This window comes from Streptomyces sp. NPDC004051, assembly GCF_053604275.1.
This window is the reverse complement of record NZ_JBSGHG010000010.1, coordinates 89,154-105,768: the sequence shown is the minus strand read 5'-3', so window position 1 is coordinate 105,768 and position 16,615 is coordinate 89,154. Positions and strand designations below refer to the sequence as shown.

Here is a 16,615-nt window from a genome sequence, read left to right as displayed (position 1 = left end):
ACTTCTCCAGCCGTCAGCTCAAGACAGACCCCCCGAAATACAGTGTGACCGGATCTCCGATGATTCCGCACCTCATGGGGCTTTTCCGATACGGAGGTCGGCCGGGCCTGATGTAATCGGCGGCGGACGCTCGAGGATCAAGGGGGCCATCATGCAGGCCAAGGAAACGTTGTTCGCCGATCTCGTACAGGGCCGGGCCCAGCAGTTCCAGGTACCGCTCTACCAACGGACGTACTCCTGGACCGAGAAGCACCTCAAGCAGCTGTGGAGCGACATCCTGGAACAGGCCGAGCTGCTCGAGTCGGAGGAGGGCAAGGCGAGCAGCACGCACTTCCTCGGTTCGGTCGTGCTCGCGCCGTCACCGCAGAACGAGGTGACGTTCCCCCGCTGGCTCGTCGTCGACGGTCAGCAGCGGCTGACCACGCTGTCCCTGGCGCTGGCCGCCATCCGCGATCATGTCGCGGCCACCCAGCCGGACGAGGCCGAGCGCATCGACGAGGAATACCTGATCAACAAACGGAAGAGCGGCAACAACCACCTCCGTCTGCTGCCGACGCAGGCGGACCGGCCTCAGTTCGCCGCCCACATCCGCGGCTCCCTCACCGATCAGGCCACCGGCAGCGGTGTCGCCACCGCCTATGCCTTCTTCCGCAAGAAGCTCGTCGAGGCGGACGATCCGGCGGCCCCGCAGGACGTGTTCCGTATCGAGCAGGCGATCACCTCCCGGCTCACGCTGGTGGCGGTGACCGCCGAGCGCGGCGACAACGTGCACCGCATCTTCGAGTCGCTCAACAACACCGGCCTCAAGCTGAGCCAGGCCGACCTGCTGCGCAACTACCTCTTCATGCGGCTTCCGACGCGCGGCGAGCACGTCTACGAGACCTACTGGCTCCCCTTGCAGGGCAGTCTGAGCAACGACGAGCTGGAACAGCTCATGTGGCTGCAACTGGTACTTGAAGGAGACGACCGGGTCCGCCGTCAGGATCTGTACACCGCCCAGCAGAAGCGCTTCGAGGAAAGGAAGACGGGCGAGGCGGAGATCGAGGAGTACATCAGGGAACTGCACCGCCGCAGCACCCACTTCCGTCGGCTGCTGCACCCCGAGGAGGAGCCCGATCCCGCGGTCCGGGCCGCGCTCCGTCGCCTGGACGCGTGGCAGGCAGCCGTCACCTACCCCGCCCTGATGCTGCTGTTCGACCGGCGCGAGCGCGGGGAAGCGGACTCCTCCGAGACCGCCCGCGCCCTGGCGTACATCGAGAGCTTCCTCGTCCGTCGGATGATCTGCCGGGTCCCGGTCAACAACCTCAACCGGATCTTCCAGGCCGTGCCCGGACAGCTCCCGCTCGACGTGCCCGTCACCGAGGGACTGCACCGGCTCCTCTCCTCCGAGAACCGCTTCTGGCCCGATGACACCGAACTGCGCGACAAGATCAGGAAGGCGCCGTTCTACCAGTACGGCCGGTGGCAGCAGCGCAAACTGGTGCTGCAACGGCTGGAGGAGAGCTACGAGCATCCCGAACCCGTCGACTTCGCCGCCGCGCAGCTCACCATTGAGCACGTCATGCCGCAGTCGCCCAGTGACGAGTGGCTGCGTGCACTGAGCGAGGAGGCGGACGGCGAGGAGACCCCGGAGGAACTGCACGCCCTGTTCCAGCACACCCTCGGCAACCTGACGCTTACCGCGGTCAACGCGGAGCTGTCCAACCACCCCTTCGAGCGCAAACAGGACCTGCTGCGGGGCAGCCACCTGGAGATGAACCGCCGCATCGCCGCCACTGAACGCTGGGGCGTGCGCGAGATCCTGGCCCGTGCCGACGAACTCGCCGACCGCGCGATCGCGTTGTGGCCGGCCCCGCTGCGCGGAGTCGGCCGCGCGGAGCGCAGCCGCGACTGGCAGCTCGCCCACCAGGTCCTCGCCGCGTTCCCCCACGGCACCTGGACCTCGTACGGCGATCTCGCCGCGTTCCTCGGCTCCGGCGCCCAGGCCGTGGGCAACCACCTGGCCAACATCTCCGGAGTGGCCAACGCGTACCGGGTTCTCACCTCCGAGGGCAAGGTCTCCGACGGCTTCCGGTGGGCGACGCCCCAGGAAGCGGGAAGTGACGACGTCCGCGCCCGGCTGGCCGCCGACGGCATCCGCTTCACGGCCACCGGGGCCGCCGACCCGGCCCAGCGGCTCACCGCCGACGACCTCGCCGCGCTGCTCGCCGGCACGGACGACGACCGGGCGGACGGCGAGGACACCGCTCAGGACGGAACCGCGGGAACGCCGGGAGAGGAGACCCGCGCCGAACGGTTCTTCCGCCAGCTCGCCGCAGACGACTCCCCCGAGACCGTCGAAGCGGTCCGCGCGCTCTTCGCCCACTGGGAGGCACTGGGCGGCTGGATCGGTCACGGCGCGGGACACGTCACCACGAGCGCGTACCTCATGCTCGGCGAGGCGGGCGGCCCCGGTCGCGGCATCTGGCCGATGACGCTCTACCCGGGCGCCGGGCGCGGGGGCACGGCGGAGGTGGTGTTCCAGTACCTCGCCGCGCGGGAGCCGTTCACCGACCGCACGCTGCGCGCCGAATTCCTCACCCGTCTCAACGCTCTGGACGGTGTCGACCTCCCGGAGGGCAAGCTGGAGCTGCGTCCCAACATCCGGCTGTCCCTGCTGGAGAAGGACCGCAACCGGGAGCTGCTCACCGAGACGCTGACGTGGTTCCGGGACCGCTGGGAGGGCAGGGGCACGTCCTGAGGACGGGTCGGCCGACAGCCGGGCTTGTGGTGAGCAGGGCGGGCGGGGCACCGGCGGCAGAGTGCCCTTGCCCTGCCTACCGTCCTGTCCGGGCGGCCCGCCGGGCGCACTCCGCCCACACCGTCTTGCCGCCCGGGTGATGGGGCTCGCAGCCCCAGGCGTCGGCGAGCGAGGCGACGAGGAGCAGGCCCCGTCCGGACTCGCCCTCGCTGTCGGCATCGGCGACCGAGGTCGGCGCGGGCAGACGTTCGCCCCGTGCGTCGGTCACCTCGATCCGCAGGGTGGCGGGGGTCAGGGCGAGGGCGAGACGTGCGTTCCTGCCCCGCACCCGGCCGTGCAGGGCCGCGTTCGCGGTCAGTTCCGCGATGAGGAGGGACGCCGTGGCTGCGCTGTCGTCGCCGGCGGTGGCGGCTTCCGGCCATCCCTGCTGCGTGGCGAGCCAGTGCTCAGCGGCATGGCGGGCGTCGTGCGCGCCCCGCGCCGTGGTGGGGAACATGGTGCGGAAGTGGCTGGTGGCGCCGGTCGGTTCACCGGGTGCGGTGACAGTTTCCTGATTCACATCACCGAGGGTGACCGAACCGTCCTACCGTGTGCAGCAGTCCGGGCGGTACGCAGAGCGACTGCCCCGGCGCGGACGGTGTGATGTCCGGGCGCACGGCCATGACCTGGCCGGGGCTTCGCCGGTTCGTCCCCAGTACGAGAAGCAAGGTGGTGGTGCGGCATGACAGCGCAGCCGGGTACGGGTCTCCCCACGAGTGGCGAAACAGAGGGCACCGACGAGGTCGCGGACCTGTTCCGAGCCCTCGGCCGCCAGATCAAGGTGGCCCGGGAGCGGGCCGGGCTGAGCCAGAAGGAGCTGGGCGACCAGATCGGGTACGGCGAGGAGACGATCTCCTCGGTCGAGCGGGCACGGCGGACTCCTCAGCCGGAACTGCTGGTCGCGGTGGACCAGTTGTTGGAGTGCAGGGGCTTGTTGGCGTCGGCGGCGGAGGATGTGAAGCGGGCGAAGGCACGGCGCCGGGTGCGGCATCCGGAGTGGTTCCGGGATTATGCCCGGTTGGAGGCGGAAGCCGTGGAGTTGCGCTACTTCGCCAACCATGCGGTACCCGGCTTGTTCCAGACCCCGGACTACGCCCGCGCCGTCTTTGCCAGCCGACAGCCGTTCTTCGACGAGGAGACCATCGAGCAGCGTGTCACCGCAAGGATGGATCGGCAGGAGCTGATGACACGGTGGCCGCCACCGACCGTGAGCGCCACCATTCAAGAGAGCATTCTGCGGCATCCCTTCGGCGGGCGGGACGTACAGCGCGGACAACTGGAACAACTGCTGCGGGCAGGACGCATGCGCCACGTGGAGATCCAGGTGATGCCGACCGCGAGCGAGGAACACGCAGGCATGGGCGGACCGTTCACGCTGCTCACCCCGAAGGGCAAACCGCAGGTGGCCTATCTGGAGGTCCAGCACATCAGCCGTCTCATCACTGACCAGGAAGAGGTACGCATCCTGGCCGCGAAACATGGCAGCATCCGAGGGCAGGCGCTCACCCCACGCGAATCCCTGCGCCTGATCGAGAAGATGCTGGGAGACCTATGAACACCGAACAGCCCGCACCGCTCATCTGGTTGAAGAGCAGCTACAGCGGCGACGAGGGCGGCGAGTGCGTCGAAGTCGCCCCCGGCCCGGCCGTCATACACGTACGGGACTCCAAGGAACGCGGTGGGCCCCAGCTCGCGTTCCCGCGGAGCGCATGGTCCGGGTTCGTCGCGGGTCTGCGGCGGGGCCGGAGCTGACCCGCTTTCCCGGAAGTACGGGACTCGGCCGACATGCGGCCGGCCCGGACCGCGGGTGCGGTCCGGGCCGGCCGGAGTCGGGTTCGGGTCAGCCCTGCCCCGCCGGGGCCTGCGTGAAGGCCGCGTGGAAGCGGCGGGTGTGGTCGACCCGGCGTTCCGGGCCGGTCAGGGTGACCGTCGCCGTCAGGCGGGGGTCGGTGCTCGACGCGGCGAGGCGGAGTTCGAGGGCGCCCGGTTCGACGATCCGGTGGCCGTCGCGGCCGGTGAAGGAGGCCACGTCGGCGGGGACCGTGACGTGGATCCTGCGGGCCTCGCCCGGGTCCAGCTCCAGCCGGGTGTAGCCGACGAGGCGCTGCACCGGCTGGACCACGGAGGCGACCGGGTCGTGGAGGTAGAGCTGGACGACCTCGGTGCCGGAACGGTCGCCGGTGTTGCGGACGGTGAGGGAGAGGGTGAACTCGCCGTCCGTGCCCGTCTCCTGGGCTTCCGCCTCCAGGTCGCTCCAGGCGAACTCCGTGTACGTCAGGCCGTGGCCGAAGCCGAACGCCGGGGTCGGGTCGATGTTGGACACCTCGCTGAGCTGGGCGAGGCGGGCGCCGAGGTAGGTGGTCGGCTGGGAGCCCGGGCCGCGCGGCACGCTGACCGGGAGCCGGCCGGAGGGGTTGGTGCGGCCGCTCAGCACTCCGGCGATCGCCTGGGTGCCGGCGACTCCGGGGAAGAAGGACTGCACGATCGCCGCGGACTCGGCGGCGGCGCGGCCGAGCGCGTAGGGCCGCCCGGCGAGCAGGACGGTCACCACCGGCGTGCCGGAGTCGAGCAGTGCGTCGAGCAGGTGCTGCTGGGCGCCGGGCAGGGCGAGGGACTCGGCGTCGCAGCCCTCGCCGCTGGTGCCGCGGCCGAACAGGCCCGCGCGGTCGCCGAGGACGGCGATGACGAGGTCCGCCTCGCGGGCCGCGTCCACCGCCTCGCCGATGCCGGAGAGGTCGCCGTCGTCGACGCCGGTGCCGCGGGCGACCGTGATGTCGGCGTCGGGGAACTCGGCGGTCAGGGTGTCGTGCAGGGTGGGCAGGTCGATCCCGACCGGGACGTCCGGGTGCTGCACGCCCACGTGCTGGGGGAAGGAGTAGCAGCCCAGTACGGCGGTGCCCTCGGCGGCGTTGGGGCCGACCAGGGCGATGCGGCGGGGCCGGGTGAGGGGCAGGGTGCCGTCGTTGGTGAGGAGGACGACGGCCTTCTCGGCGATCTCGCGGGCCAGTTCGCGGTTCTCGGGACCGTCCAGGTCGATCGTGCCGCGCAGGGCGTCCGGGTCGTCCGGGACGGCGCCGTCGAGGGCGGGCGGCACCGGGTTCCAGTCCGGGTCGAGCAGGCCGAGCACCGCCTTCTGGGTCAGGACGCGGCGCAGGGCGCGGTCGATGACCTCCTCCGGGACGCGGCCGTCGGCGACGGCTTCGGCGAGCGGCGCGCCGAACGTCTTGACGGTGGGCAGTTCGATGTCGACGCCGGCCTTCAGCGCGGCGCCCGCGGCCTCCGCCCAGTCGCCGGCGACGCCGTGCAGGGTCTTGAGGAAGGCGATGCCGAAGTAGTCGGCGACGACGGTGCCGTCGAAGCCCCAGGTGTCGCGGAGCAGTCCGGTCAGCAGGCTCTCGTCGGCGGCGGCGGGGATGCCGTCGGTGTCCGTGTAGGAGTGCATGACCGAGCGGGCGCCGCCCTCGCGGATCGCCATCTCGAAGGGCGGGAGCAGGACGTCGGCCCGTTCGCGGGCGCCCATGGGCGAGGGGGCGAGGTTGCGTCCGGCGCGGGAGGCCGAGTAGCCGACGAAGTGCTTGAGGGTGGCGACGATCCCGGCGGACTCCAGGCCCTGGACGTACGCGGTGCCGATGGTGCCGACGAGGTAGGGGTCCTCGCCGATGGTCTCCTCGACCCGGCCCCAGCGGGCGTCGCGGACCACGTCGAGGACGGGGGCGAGGCCCTGGTGGATGCCGACGGAGCGCATGTCGCGGCCGATGGCACCGGCCATCCGGCGTACGGCATCGGGGTCGAAGGTGGCGCCCCAGGACAGCGGGACGGGGTAGGCGGTGGCGCCCCAGGCGGCGAAGCCGGCCAGGCACTCCTCGTGCGCGACGGCGGGGATGCCGAAGCGGTTCGCCGAGGTGATCCGGGACTGGGTGCGCAGCAGGGAGAGCGCGCCGAGCGCCGGGTCGACGGGGGCGGTGCCGAAGGGGCGGGTCAACTGGCCCAGTCCGGCGGGCAGCAGGGCGTCGAGGTCGACGGCCTCCTCCATGTCGTGCTGGTGCGGGGCCACTTCGCCGCCGTTGGCGGACGCGCCGACCCATACGCCGTACAGCTGGGCGATCTTCTCGTCCAGGGTCATCGCGCCGACGAGTGCGTCGACTCTGGCGGCGACGGGGAGGTCGGGGTCGTTCCAGAGGGGGATTTCGGGGGTGGTCTCTACGGCCACGTCGGCAGTCACTTTCCTCCGACACCCATCAGGCCCTGGACCAGGGCACGACGGGCGAACAGGTAGACGAGCAGGATGGGCACCATGGACAGCACCACGGCTCCCAGCAGACCGGGGATGTCGATGCCGTGTTCGGTCTGGAAGTTGTACAGACCCAGGGTGACGACCTTGGAGGAGTCGGACTGGGTCAGGACGAGCGGGAACAGGAAGCCGTTCCAGGCCTGGAGTGCGGAGAAGACCACGATGGTGGACAGTCCGCCGCGGGACAGTGGCAGGACGAGTTGGAAGAACATGCGCCGCGGGGTGGCGCCGTCCATGGCCATGGCCTCGTACAGCTCCGGGGAGATGTCGCGCATGGCGCCGCTGAGGATCAGCGCCGACATGGGCAGGCAGAACGCGGCCGTGGGCAGGATGACGCCCAGCAGGTTGTCGTACAGCCCGGCTTCGCTGATCAGGTAGAACATCGGCACGATGACGGCCTGGGCGGGGACGGCGAGGCCGAGCAGGAACAGCCGGAAGATCGCCGACGTGGTCCGGCCGCGGCTGCGGACGATCGCGTAGGCGAGCGGCGGGACCAGCAGCAGCACGATGCCGATCACACAGGCGGTGACGACGAGCGTGTTGAAGAAGTACTGGTCGAAGCCCGATGCGAAGGCGCCGGTGTAGTTGTCCAGGGTGAAGCTGTCCGGGAGGGAGACCGGGCCGTTCTCGGCGTAGTCCTGGCGGGTGCGCAGCGTCGCGGCGAGCAGCACGTACAGCGGCAGGCCGACCAGGAAGAGCCAGAGGAGCGAGCCGGCGCCGGCCAGGTAGTTGGGGCGGCGCCTCATGACGAACCCTCCATGGTGCTGCGCATCTTGTCGTAGCCGGAGACCCGGACGACGATCAGCGAGATGATCGTGGCCGCGACGACCAGGACCAGGGCGATCGCGGAGCCGGTGCCGTAGTCGAAGCTCTTGAACGCCTTGTCGTACATGTAGTAGGCGCTGATGGTGGTGTCGGTGCCGGGTCCGCCCTGGGTCAGGATGAGGACCGTCTCGAAGGTGGTCAGGCCGCCGACGATCATCAGGATCATCGAGGTGATCATCGCGTTGCGCAGCTGCGGCAGGGTGATGTGGAAGAACTGCCGGTAGCGGCCCGCCCCGTCGATCTCCGCGGCCTGGTAGAGCACCTGGGGGATCGCGCGGGCGGCGCCCTGGTAGATCAGCGTGTGGAAGGGGGTGAACTGCCAGGTGCTGACGAACGCGAGCACCCCGATGGCGGTGGCCTGTTCCCCGAAGAGGTTTCCGTCGCCGAACAGCCAGGTGGCGTCGGCGGGGATGCCGAAGTTGGGGTCGAGCAGTGCCCGCCAGAGCACGGAGACGGCCGTGGCGGACAGCAGCAGCGGGATGAAGTAGATGACGGACAGCACGGCCCGGTTGCGCTGGTGTCCGGCGGCCCAGACGCCGAGCATGATGCTCAGCGGGGTCTGGAGGACCACGCCGAGCACGGTCAGCAGCAGGGTCAGCCAGATGCTCTTGAACATCACCGGGTCGTCCATCAGGCGGGACCAGTTGTCCGTGCCGACGAACTCGGGCGAGCCGATCCCGTCCCAGCTCATGAAGGACAGCACGGCCACCATGATCAGCGGGACGATCGCGAAGAGGGTGAAGAACACTGCGGCGGGCAGCGCCCAGGCGAAGCCGGGGCGGCCCACCGTCGTTGCGGACGAGGCGGACGGCCGCCGCCGGGACCCCCTGCGGGGTCCGGCGGCGGGCTGAGCGCCCGTGATCTGAGTGGTCATGAGCCGTTCATTCGGTGGGGAGGGCCTGCATGGCCTTGATGAAGCCGTCCGCGTCGAGCTGTCCGTTGAAGAACTGCTGGACGGCCTTGTGCATGTCCGAGCTCGCCTTCTGCGGGTACGCCTGGTCCCAGGACAGCTGGAACGAGGGGGCGTCGGCGACCAGGTCGTACTGGAAGCGCGAGTACTCGGGGGTGGCCGAATTGTCGATGAAATTGGCGGTGTTGGTCGTGGTCGGCAGGTTGCCGATGTCCAACTGCGCCTTGACGAACTCGTCGGAGTACATGAGCTTCAGGAACTCGGCGACGGCCTCGGGATGCTTGGTCTTCTTCATCACCGAGTAGTAGTTGTTGGTGTTGCCGGCGACGTTGGCCGGGTCGCCCTTGCCGCCCTCGACGGTCGGGAAGGCGGTGTAGCCGAGGCCCTTCTCGGCGAACGCCTTGTGGTCCGTCAACTGCTGCGAGTAGTACCAGGAGCCCATCAGCTCGAAGCCGGCCTTGCCCGAGGCCACCAACTGGACCGAGCCGCCGTTGGTGTACTTGACGGAGTCGTAGTTCTTGCCGAAGGCGCCGGCGTCGACGAGCTCCCTGATCATGCTCAGGGCCTTCTTGCTGTCCGCGCTCTCCCAGGCGCTCTTGTCTCCGCCGACGGCCTTCTCGAACAGCCCGGGGCCGGCCACACGGTCGAAGAGGTACTGGAACCACATCTGTGTCGGCCAGATGTCGCCGCCGCCGAGCGCGATCGGTGTGACGCCCGCGTCCTTGAGCTTCCCGACCGCGTCGAGCAGTTCGTCCCAGGTCTTCGGCGGCTTGACGCCCGCCTCGTCGAGGACCTTCTTGTTGTGGAAGAGCAGGACCGGCTGGGTGCCGCGCATGGGTATGCCGTACGGCTGGCCGTCGACGACGGCGTTGTTGAAGACGGACGGCAGGAACTTGCTCTCCAGGTCCGGGTTCTCCTTGATGAAGTCGTCCAGCGGCAACAGCAGGTCGGCCTTGACGAACGGCTTGATGCTGCCGCCGCCCCAGTTGAAGAAGACGTCCGGGGCCTGCGGGGTGCTGATGATCGTCTGCAGCTTCTTCTGGTAGTCCGCACCGGGGATGGTGTCGAGGACGACCTTGACGTCGGACGTCTTGTTGAACGTGTCGACGATTCTCTTCTCGACCTTGTTGGTGGCGTCCCCGTAGACCAGGACGTGGATCTTGTCGTCGTCCGCCGACGCCCCGCCGCCCCCGCCGCCGCAGGCCGAAAGGGTCACTGCCAGGGCGAGCGTCGCACCGCAGGCGACCAGTCTGGGCAAGCGCGCACGTGTCTTCATCGTTCGCCTTTCGAAAGTTTCGGCCCCATCACCGAAAGTCCATGCCGTGGGACAGTAGGTCAGACCAAGGGCTCGGTCAACGGTCAGGCCGGTAGTCACCAAACCGTTATCGACGCGCGGTGGCCTATCCTGCGGGTATGCACGATGACGACGAGGTGGGCGGCCGAGTCACCCTGGCCGCGGTCGCGAAAGAGGCCGGCGTTTCGATGCCGACAGTTTCGAAGGTCCTCAACGGCCGGTCGGACGTCTCCCGCGCGACGCGGACCAAGGTGGAGCGCCTTCTGGAGACCCACGGCTACCGCCGGCGCGGGCAGTCGGCGTCCCGCTCCCCGCTCATCGAGATCGTCTTCCACGAACTGGACAGCATCTGGTCGATGGAGCTGATCAAGGGCGTGGAGAACGTCGCCAAGGAGAACCGTGCGACGGTGGCGCTCACCGAGAGCGGCACCCGGCACACACCCGCGCCGGACTGGCTCCCGGGTGTGCTGCGGCGCAGGCCGCTGGGCGTGGTGCTGGTCTTCTCCGCCCTCCCCGAGGACGTCAAGCGCCGGCTCAGGGCGGCGGCCATCCCCTTCGTCGTCATCGACCCGGCGGGCGACCCCGACCCGGACGTGCCCTCAGTCGGCTCCGCCAACTGGGCCGGCGGCCTCGCCGCCACCCGCCACCTCACCGACCTCGGTCACGAGCGGGTCGCGATCGTCACCGGTCCCGAGGACATGCTGTGCTCGCTGGCCCGCCTCGACGGCTACCGCTCGGCCCTGGCGATGGCGGGCCTGGAGACCGACCCGCGCCTGACGCGCTTCGGCGACTTCCACGTGCGGGGCGGCTTCGAGCACGCCATGGACCTGCTGGACGGACCCGACCGGCCGACGGCGATCTTCGCGGGCAGCGACCTCCAGGCGCTGGGCGTGCTGGAGGCGGCGCGGGTCAGGGGGCTGCGCGTGCCCGAGGACCTGTCGGTGGTCGGCTACGACGACGTACCGCCGGCGCAGTGGTCGAGTCCGCCGCTCACCACGGTCCACCAGCCGCTGCGGCAGATGGCCGAGGAGGCCGCCCGGATGCTGCTCCGCCCGGACGTCCCGGGCACGGCCGCACAGCGCATAGAGCTGGCGACCCACCTGGTGGTGCGGCAGAGCACGGCTCCGCCCGAGGAGGCGTGAAGGGGCGCGGGGACGGCGGTTCCAGGGGGCGCGCAAGGAAGATTCGAATGTTTCGGGTTTCTCCGAAACAGTTTGCGGCGGCGTATCGGCTGCCTTCCACTCCTCGGCTCTGACGCCCTCGACTTCCGCGCCTCGCCCCTGACGGCCGGAACCGGGGGGCCGGTGCACTACCCGGTCCCCCGCTTCCGGCGCGGTGCTTCCGGGTCCGGTCAGGCGCCGGGCAGGACCCCGCTGCGGGCCACTTCGGAGTACCAGCGGGCGCTGGCCTTGGGGATGCGGGCGCCGGTCGGATAGTCCACGTAGACCGCGCCGAAGCGCTTGCCGTAGCCGTGGGCCCACTCGAAGTTGTCCAGCAGCGACCACAGGAAGTAGCCGCGCACGTCCGCGCCGTCGGCGACGGCCCGGTGGACGGCGGCCAGGTGGCCGCGCAGGTAGGCGATCCGGTCGGGGTCGTTGACCTGTCCCTCCGGGTCGGCGTAGTCGTCGAACGCCGCGCCGTTCTCGGTGATGACCAGCGGCAGCTTCGGGAAGTCGGACGCCAGCCGGCGCAGCAGGTCGTACAGGCCGGTGGGGTCGACGGCCCAGCCCATGGCGGTGGTGTCGCCGGGCGGCTGGTGGAAGGCGACCCGGTCGGCGCCCGGCCAGGGGCTGTGGGCGCTGTTGCCGTGTCCGTCGGAGGCGTGGGTGCCGCTGCCGTCGGCCTCGGAGACCAAGGTGGGCGTGTAGTAGTTGACGCCGAGGAAGTCCAGCGGCTGGTGGATCCGCTCGAGGTCGCCGCTACGGACGAAGGACCAGTCGGTCAGTGCCGCGGTGTCCTTGAGCAGGTCCTCCGGGTAGGCGCCCCGCAGCATCGGGCCGGTGAAGACCCGGTTGGCGAGCGCGTCGATCCGGCGGACCGCGTCGGTGTCGGCCTCGCTGTCGGTGAGCGGGCGGACGTGGTGGATGTTGAGCGTGACCGAGCACCGGGCGTCGGCGCGGACGCGGTCGCGCAGCGCCTGGACGGCCAGGCCGTGGGCGAGGTTGAGGTGGTGGGCGGCGCGCAGGGCGGCGACCGGGTCGGTGCGGCCGGGGGCGTGCACTCCGGAGCCGTAGCCGAGGAAGGCGCTGCACCAGGGCTCGTTCAGGGTGGTCCAGGTCCTCACCCGGTCGCCGAGGGCGTCCGCGGCGATGGCCGCGTACTCGGCGAACCGCTCGGCCGTGGCGCGCTCGGGCCAGCCTCCGGCGTCCTCCAGCTCCTGGGGCAGGTCCCAGTGGTAGAGGGTGGCGACGGGCTGGATGCCCTTCTCCAGCAGTTCGTCGACGAGGCGCCGGTAGAAGTCCAGGCCCTTCTGTACGGCGGGGCCGCGTCCGGTGGGCTGGATCCGGGGCCAGGCCAGGGAGAAGCGGTAGGCGCCCAGGCCGAGTTCGGCCATGAGGGCGACGTCCTCGCGCCAGCGGTGGTAGTGGTCGGTGGCGGTGTCGCCGGTGTCGCCGTTGCGGACCCGGCCGGGGGTGCGGGCGTAGGTGTCCCAGATGGACGGGGTGCGGCCGTCCTCGGCGGCGGCGCCCTCGATCTGGTAGGAGGCGGTCGCGGAGCCCCAGAGGAATCCCGGAGGGAAGGTGCGGGCGGCGTCCGGAGCGGACGCGCTCTGCCGTGCTGCGGTGACCACGTGAGTCCTTTCGGGTGATGGGGGTGGTGCGCGGGCGTGAACGCCCGGTGGGGGTGGTGCGCGGGTCCGGCGGCCCGGGGCCGCCGGACCGGGCGCGGCGGTCAGCCCTTGACGGCGCCCGCCATGATGCCGCTGACGATCTGGCGGCCGAAGACGATGAACATCGCCAGCAGCGGCAGCGTGCCGAGCAGCGCGCCCGCCATGATCAGCGACTGGTCGCGGACGTAGCCCGCGCTGAGCTGGGTGAGGGCGACGGGGACCGTCGGGTTGGTCATGTCGAGCACCACGAACGGCCAGAAGAAGTCGTTCCACGCGTGCACGAAGGTGATCATGAACAGGACGGCCATCGCGGGCCGGGCGACGGGCAGCACGATGCTCCAGAAGATCCGCAGCGAGTGCGCCCCGTCCACGCGTCCGGCCTCGACGAGTTCGTCGGGCAGCGCCTCCGAGAGGTACTGCCGCATGAAGAAGACGCCGACCGCGCTCACCAGCGTGGGGAAGATGACCGCGGGCAGCTGCTGCGACCAGCCGAGTTCGGACATCATCATGAACAGCGGTACGACGCCGAGCTGCGGCGGCACCAGCATGGTGCCGATCACCAGCATCAGCAGGACGTTGCGCCCCTTGAACTTCAGCTTGGCGAAGGCGAAGCCCGCCAGGGTCGCGAACATCACCGTGGACAGGGCGATCACCCCGGCCACGATCAGACTGTTGATCATGGCCTTGCCCATGGCCGCCTCGTCCCAGGCCCGGGCGAGGTTGCTGAACAGGTTCGGGCCCGGCAGGAAGGGCGGCGGCGTCTGGCTGACCCGGGTGTTGTCGGTGGAGGCCGCCACCATCGTCCAGTACAGCGGGAAGATGGACAGCACCGCCATGACGGCGAGCAGGAGGTAGGCGAGGGGGCCCGCGTGGTGCTGGCGCCCGGCGCGCTCGCGCAGCAGCCGGCGGCCGCCGCGGCGGACCGGCTTCTCGGCGGGAGTCCGGTCCGGGGTCTTCGTCCGGGCCGGGAGGCTGTGGATGGTCATGACGACTCCAGGTCAGGACGTACGGGAGCGCAGGCGCTTGATCAGGCGCTGCGTCACGAAGGCGAGGACGAGCAGCATGAACATCGCCCAGGCGACCGTCGCCGAGCGGCCCATCTGGTAGTTCTTCCAGCCCTCCTCGTACAGCAGCAGGCCCAGGGTCTGGTACTGGTTGTCCGCGCCGCCGGTGATGCCGTTGGGTCCCTGGCCGAAGATCAGCGGTTCGCCGAACAGCTGGGTGGCGCCGATCGTGGAGAGCACGATGGTGAAGACGATGGTGGAGCGGATGCCCGGGACGGTGACATGGGTGAACTGCTTCCACCGGGAGGCGCCGTCGAGGGAGGCCGCCTCGTAGCGGTCGGCGGGGATGGCCTGCATGGCGGCCAGGTAGAGCAGCGCGTTGTAGCCGGTCCAGCGCCAGATGACGATGGTGGAGATCGCCACCTGGGCGGGCCACTTGTCGGCCTCCCAGTTCACCGGGTCGACGCCGACCGCGCCGAGCGCCCAGTTGATCATGCCGAAGTCACGTTCGAAGATCATGGTGAACACGAGGGCGGCGGCGGCGACCGAGGTGGCGTACGGGACCAGCGAGGCCACGCGGAAGAACAGCGAGGCGCGCATGCGGTAGTTGAGCAGGTGCGCCAGGCCGAGGGCCATCAGCAGCTGCGGCACCGTGGAGATGACGCCGATGGTGACGGTGTTCTGCAGCGCGTTCCAGAACCGTGAGTCGCCCCAGAGCTCGACGTAGTTGTCGAACGCCACCCACTCCATCACGTCCAGGGTGGCCAGTTCCACGTCGTGCAGGGAGATCCACGACGTGTAGACGAGCGGGTAGAAACTGAACGCGGCGAAGACGACGAAGAACGGTGCGACGAAGGCGAACGGCGCGCCCTTGACGTCCAGTCGGTGCAGCAGCGCGCTGCGCCGCCGGACGGTCCTCTCGCCTCCGGACGTGCGCGGCGCGCCTGGCGGTTCCTCGCCGGCCAGGGCCTTGGTGGTGGAGGTGGCCACCGGACTTCCTTCCTGAGAGCGGATGTGTGAGCCGGGGCCCGGGCCCGCCGGCGGAAGGCGGCGGGCCCAGGGCGATCGCGGGGCGACCGGTCAGCCGACCGCCTTCTCGATGCGCTCCATGGTGGTGTTCCACGCCTTGTCACGTGCGGTGCCCTGCTCGACCAGGGCCAGGCCCTGCGAGAAGGTGTCCTTGATCGTTCCGTCCTTGCGGCCGAGGACCTGCTTGTCGGGGATCTCCTGCGCGGCCGCACCGAAGATCTGGCCGATCGGCGCACCGCTGAAGTACTCCGACTCGGCGTTCTTCACGTCGTCGCTCTGCAGCGCCTCCTGGGAGGACGGGATGTTGCCGATCTCCTTGAAGATGTGGGCCTGCTGCTCCGGTGCGGTCAGCCAGGCGACGAGCTTCTGGGCCTCCTCCTTCACCGGGCTCTTCTCGACCACACCGAGGAAGGCCCCGCCCCAGTTGGCCCCCTTGGGCGCCCGGGCGACGTCCCACTTGCCCTTGTTGGCGTCACCGGCCTTCTCGCTGATGTGGCTGAGCATCCAGGCCGGACACACGGCGGTCGCGAACGTGCCGTTGGCCAGACCGGGGTCCCAACCCGGCTGGAACTGGCGCAGCTTGGCCGTCAGGTCCTCGTCGGCCGCGTCCGCGGACAGCTCCCAGGCGTCCTTGACGACCGGGTTCTTGTCGTGGATCAGGTCGCCCTTCTCGTCGTAGTACTGCTCGGAGTGGCCGTAGACCATGGCGTTGAACAGACCGCTGGCCGAGTCCATGTACGCCACCTCACCGCCCTTGAAGCCCTTCTTGAAGGTGCGGCCGACCTCGACGTACTTGTTCCAGTCGCCCTCCCACAGCTTGCCGACCTCTTCCCGGTCGGTGGGCAGGCCGGCCTTCTCGAAGTAGTCCTTGCGGTAGCAGACGGCCATCGGGCCGATGTCGGTGCCCAGGCCCAGCACCTTGCCGTCCTCGGTGCTGATCTGGGACTGCTTCCAGGGCAGGAAGTGGTCGGCGCCCGCCGTGCCGGCGAAGTCCGCGAACTTGTCCGACTGGGTCTCGGTGATCTCCTTGGCCCGTCCGATCTCGATGCCCTGGATGTCCTTCAGACCGTCGCCGGCGGCGAGCCTGGTCTGCAGCGCGGTGTAGTACGTCTGCTCGTCCCCGGCGATCTCGGCCTTGATCTCGACATCGGGGTTCTCCTTCTCGTACTGCTCGAGGAGCCCCGTCTCCTTGAGACCCATCACCCCGAACAGGCCCATCGTGATGGTGACCTTGCCGTCCTTCTTGCCGCCGCCGGTGACCGAGTCACCGCCGCTGCTGCAACCGGCGACAAGTACCAGCGCGCCGACGACCGCGGCTGTCGCCACCGCCCTCGTGCGCAACGAACCGAGAGTGCCCATGGATCTCCTCCTAGCGACAGCGCTGACACACCGGAGTGACGAGTTCCGCGATGACCGCAGCGGCTCCGGAAATCAGGTGGGAACGTGCCCACTTCAGGGTGGGCACGTTCCCATCGACGCATCGAAGGCTCCTGTCCCGGGGCGGATATGTCAATGACTTGAACCGATGTCTCGTCCGGCGCCGCTGTCCGGTGCTCGTTCCCGAAGCCTCGGGGGTGCTCCGGTCGCGGTGGCATCTGCAACAATTGCCGCTGGTCATCCCGCGGCCGGCGCCGCCGCGGCTGCCGAGGGAGG

Annotated in this window: 13 protein-coding genes; 4 read left to right on the top strand and 9 right to left on the bottom strand. The window is 69.9% G+C overall.

The window, feature by feature from the left end; all coding sequences use genetic code 11:
* Window positions 1–151: 151 nt before the first annotated feature.
* Window positions 152–2,740 (top strand): GmrSD restriction endonuclease domain-containing protein, encoded by a 2,589-nt coding sequence (locus tag ACWEQO_RS13875; protein WP_452982488.1) that lies wholly within the window; start codon window positions 152–154, stop codon window positions 2,738–2,740.
* A gap of 76 nt (window positions 2,741–2,816) precedes the next feature.
* On the opposite strand, the gene ACWEQO_RS13870 is transcribed toward ACWEQO_RS13875, so the two are convergent.
* A complete protein-coding gene (locus tag ACWEQO_RS13870) occupies window positions 2,817–3,299 on the bottom strand; it encodes an ATP-binding protein (protein ID WP_452982485.1) in 483 nt (160 codons plus the stop codon).
* 162 nt (window positions 3,300–3,461) lie between these two features.
* Between ACWEQO_RS13870 and ACWEQO_RS13865 the strand changes: the two genes are divergently transcribed.
* Together ACWEQO_RS13865 and ACWEQO_RS13860 are read left to right on the top strand one after the other, a co-directional pair.
* Window positions 3,462–4,334 carry a helix-turn-helix domain-containing protein gene (locus ACWEQO_RS13865; protein WP_452982482.1) on the top strand — a complete coding sequence of 291 codons (873 nt, stop codon included), beginning with the start codon at window positions 3,462–3,464 and terminating at the stop codon, window positions 4,332–4,334.
* Window positions 4,331–4,531, top strand: a complete 201-nt coding sequence (locus tag ACWEQO_RS13860; protein WP_452982479.1) for a DUF397 domain-containing protein — start codon at window positions 4,331–4,333, stop codon at window positions 4,529–4,531. Before ACWEQO_RS13865 ends, ACWEQO_RS13860 begins: the two co-directional genes overlap by 4 nt.
* 88 nt (window positions 4,532–4,619) lie before the next feature.
* Here ACWEQO_RS13860 and ACWEQO_RS13855 read toward each other — a convergent pair whose 3' ends face one another.
* From ACWEQO_RS13855 to ACWEQO_RS13840, 4 genes are read right to left on the bottom strand one after another with little or no spacing between them, the layout of a single operon-like run.
* On the bottom strand, window positions 4,620–7,001 hold the full coding sequence (locus ACWEQO_RS13855) for a beta-xylosidase/alpha-l-arabinosidase (protein WP_452982476.1): 2,382 nt from the start codon (window positions 6,999–7,001) through the stop codon (window positions 4,620–4,622).
* Window positions 6,998–7,816 (bottom strand): carbohydrate ABC transporter permease, encoded by an 819-nt coding sequence (locus ACWEQO_RS13850; RefSeq protein ID WP_452982473.1) that lies wholly within the window; start codon window positions 7,814–7,816, stop codon window positions 6,998–7,000. Before ACWEQO_RS13850 ends, ACWEQO_RS13855 begins: the two co-directional genes overlap by 4 nt.
* Entirely contained in the window at window positions 7,813–8,769 is a 957-nt protein-coding gene (locus tag ACWEQO_RS13845; protein WP_452982470.1) for a carbohydrate ABC transporter permease, read from the bottom strand. The genes ACWEQO_RS13850 and ACWEQO_RS13845 overlap by 4 nt, the downstream gene beginning before the upstream one ends.
* 7 nt (window positions 8,770–8,776) lie before the next feature.
* Window positions 8,777–10,081 carry an ABC transporter substrate-binding protein gene (locus ACWEQO_RS13840; protein ID WP_452982467.1) on the bottom strand — a complete coding sequence of 435 codons (1,305 nt, stop codon included), beginning with the start codon at window positions 10,079–10,081 and terminating at the stop codon, window positions 8,777–8,779.
* A gap of 137 nt (window positions 10,082–10,218) precedes the next feature.
* Between ACWEQO_RS13840 and ACWEQO_RS13835 the strand changes: the two genes are divergently transcribed.
* Complete coding sequence (locus ACWEQO_RS13835) at window positions 10,219–11,241, top strand: LacI family DNA-binding transcriptional regulator (protein WP_452982464.1); 1,023 nt, start codon at window positions 10,219–10,221, stop codon at window positions 11,239–11,241.
* Between the two features lie 209 nt (window positions 11,242–11,450).
* Here the strand turns inward: ACWEQO_RS13835 and ACWEQO_RS13830 are convergent, their stop codons facing one another.
* From ACWEQO_RS13830 to ACWEQO_RS13815, 4 genes are all read right to left on the bottom strand, one after another.
* On the bottom strand, window positions 11,451–12,890 hold the full coding sequence (locus ACWEQO_RS13830; RefSeq protein WP_452982461.1) for a GH1 family beta-glucosidase: 1,440 nt from the start codon (window positions 12,888–12,890) through the stop codon (window positions 11,451–11,453).
* Between the two features lie 101 nt (window positions 12,891–12,991).
* Window positions 12,992–13,915 carry a carbohydrate ABC transporter permease gene (locus ACWEQO_RS13825; protein WP_361458371.1) on the bottom strand — a complete coding sequence of 308 codons (924 nt, stop codon included), beginning with the start codon at window positions 13,913–13,915 and terminating at the stop codon, window positions 12,992–12,994.
* A 12-nt stretch (window positions 13,916–13,927) separates the two neighbouring features.
* Window positions 13,928–14,923 carry a carbohydrate ABC transporter permease gene (locus tag ACWEQO_RS13820; RefSeq protein WP_452982458.1) on the bottom strand — a complete coding sequence of 332 codons (996 nt, stop codon included), beginning with the start codon at window positions 14,921–14,923 and terminating at the stop codon, window positions 13,928–13,930.
* 90 nt (window positions 14,924–15,013) lie between these two features.
* Entirely contained in the window at window positions 15,014–16,321 is a 1,308-nt protein-coding gene (locus ACWEQO_RS13815) for an ABC transporter substrate-binding protein (protein ID WP_452982455.1), read from the bottom strand.
* Between the last annotated feature and the right edge of the window lie 294 nt (window positions 16,322–16,615).

Bases quoted from the DNA above. Each gene is read 5' to 3' on its own strand.
- ACWEQO_RS13875 (WP_452982488.1), top strand. From the start codon at position 152: ATGCAGGCCAAGGAAACGTTGTTCGCCGATCTCGTACAGGGCCGGGCC.
- ACWEQO_RS13815 (WP_452982455.1), bottom strand. From the start codon at position 16,321: ATGGGCACTCTCGGTTCGTTGCGCACGAGGGCGGTGGCGACAGCCGCG.
- ACWEQO_RS13850 (WP_452982473.1), bottom strand. From the start codon at position 7,816: ATGAGGCGCCGCCCCAACTACCTGGCCGGCGCCGGCTCGCTCCTCTGG.
- ACWEQO_RS13835 (WP_452982464.1), top strand. From the start codon at position 10,219: ATGCACGATGACGACGAGGTGGGCGGCCGAGTCACCCTGGCCGCGGTC.
- ACWEQO_RS13825 (WP_361458371.1), bottom strand. From the start codon at position 13,915: ATGACCATCCACAGCCTCCCGGCCCGGACGAAGACCCCGGACCGGACT.
- ACWEQO_RS13840 (WP_452982467.1), bottom strand. From the start codon at position 10,081: ATGAAGACACGTGCGCGCTTGCCCAGACTGGTCGCCTGCGGTGCGACG.
- ACWEQO_RS13845 (WP_452982470.1), bottom strand. From the start codon at position 8,769: ATGACCACTCAGATCACGGGCGCTCAGCCCGCCGCCGGACCCCGCAGG.
- ACWEQO_RS13865 (WP_452982482.1), top strand. From the start codon at position 3,462: ATGACAGCGCAGCCGGGTACGGGTCTCCCCACGAGTGGCGAAACAGAG.
- ACWEQO_RS13860 (WP_452982479.1), top strand. From the start codon at position 4,331: ATGAACACCGAACAGCCCGCACCGCTCATCTGGTTGAAGAGCAGCTAC.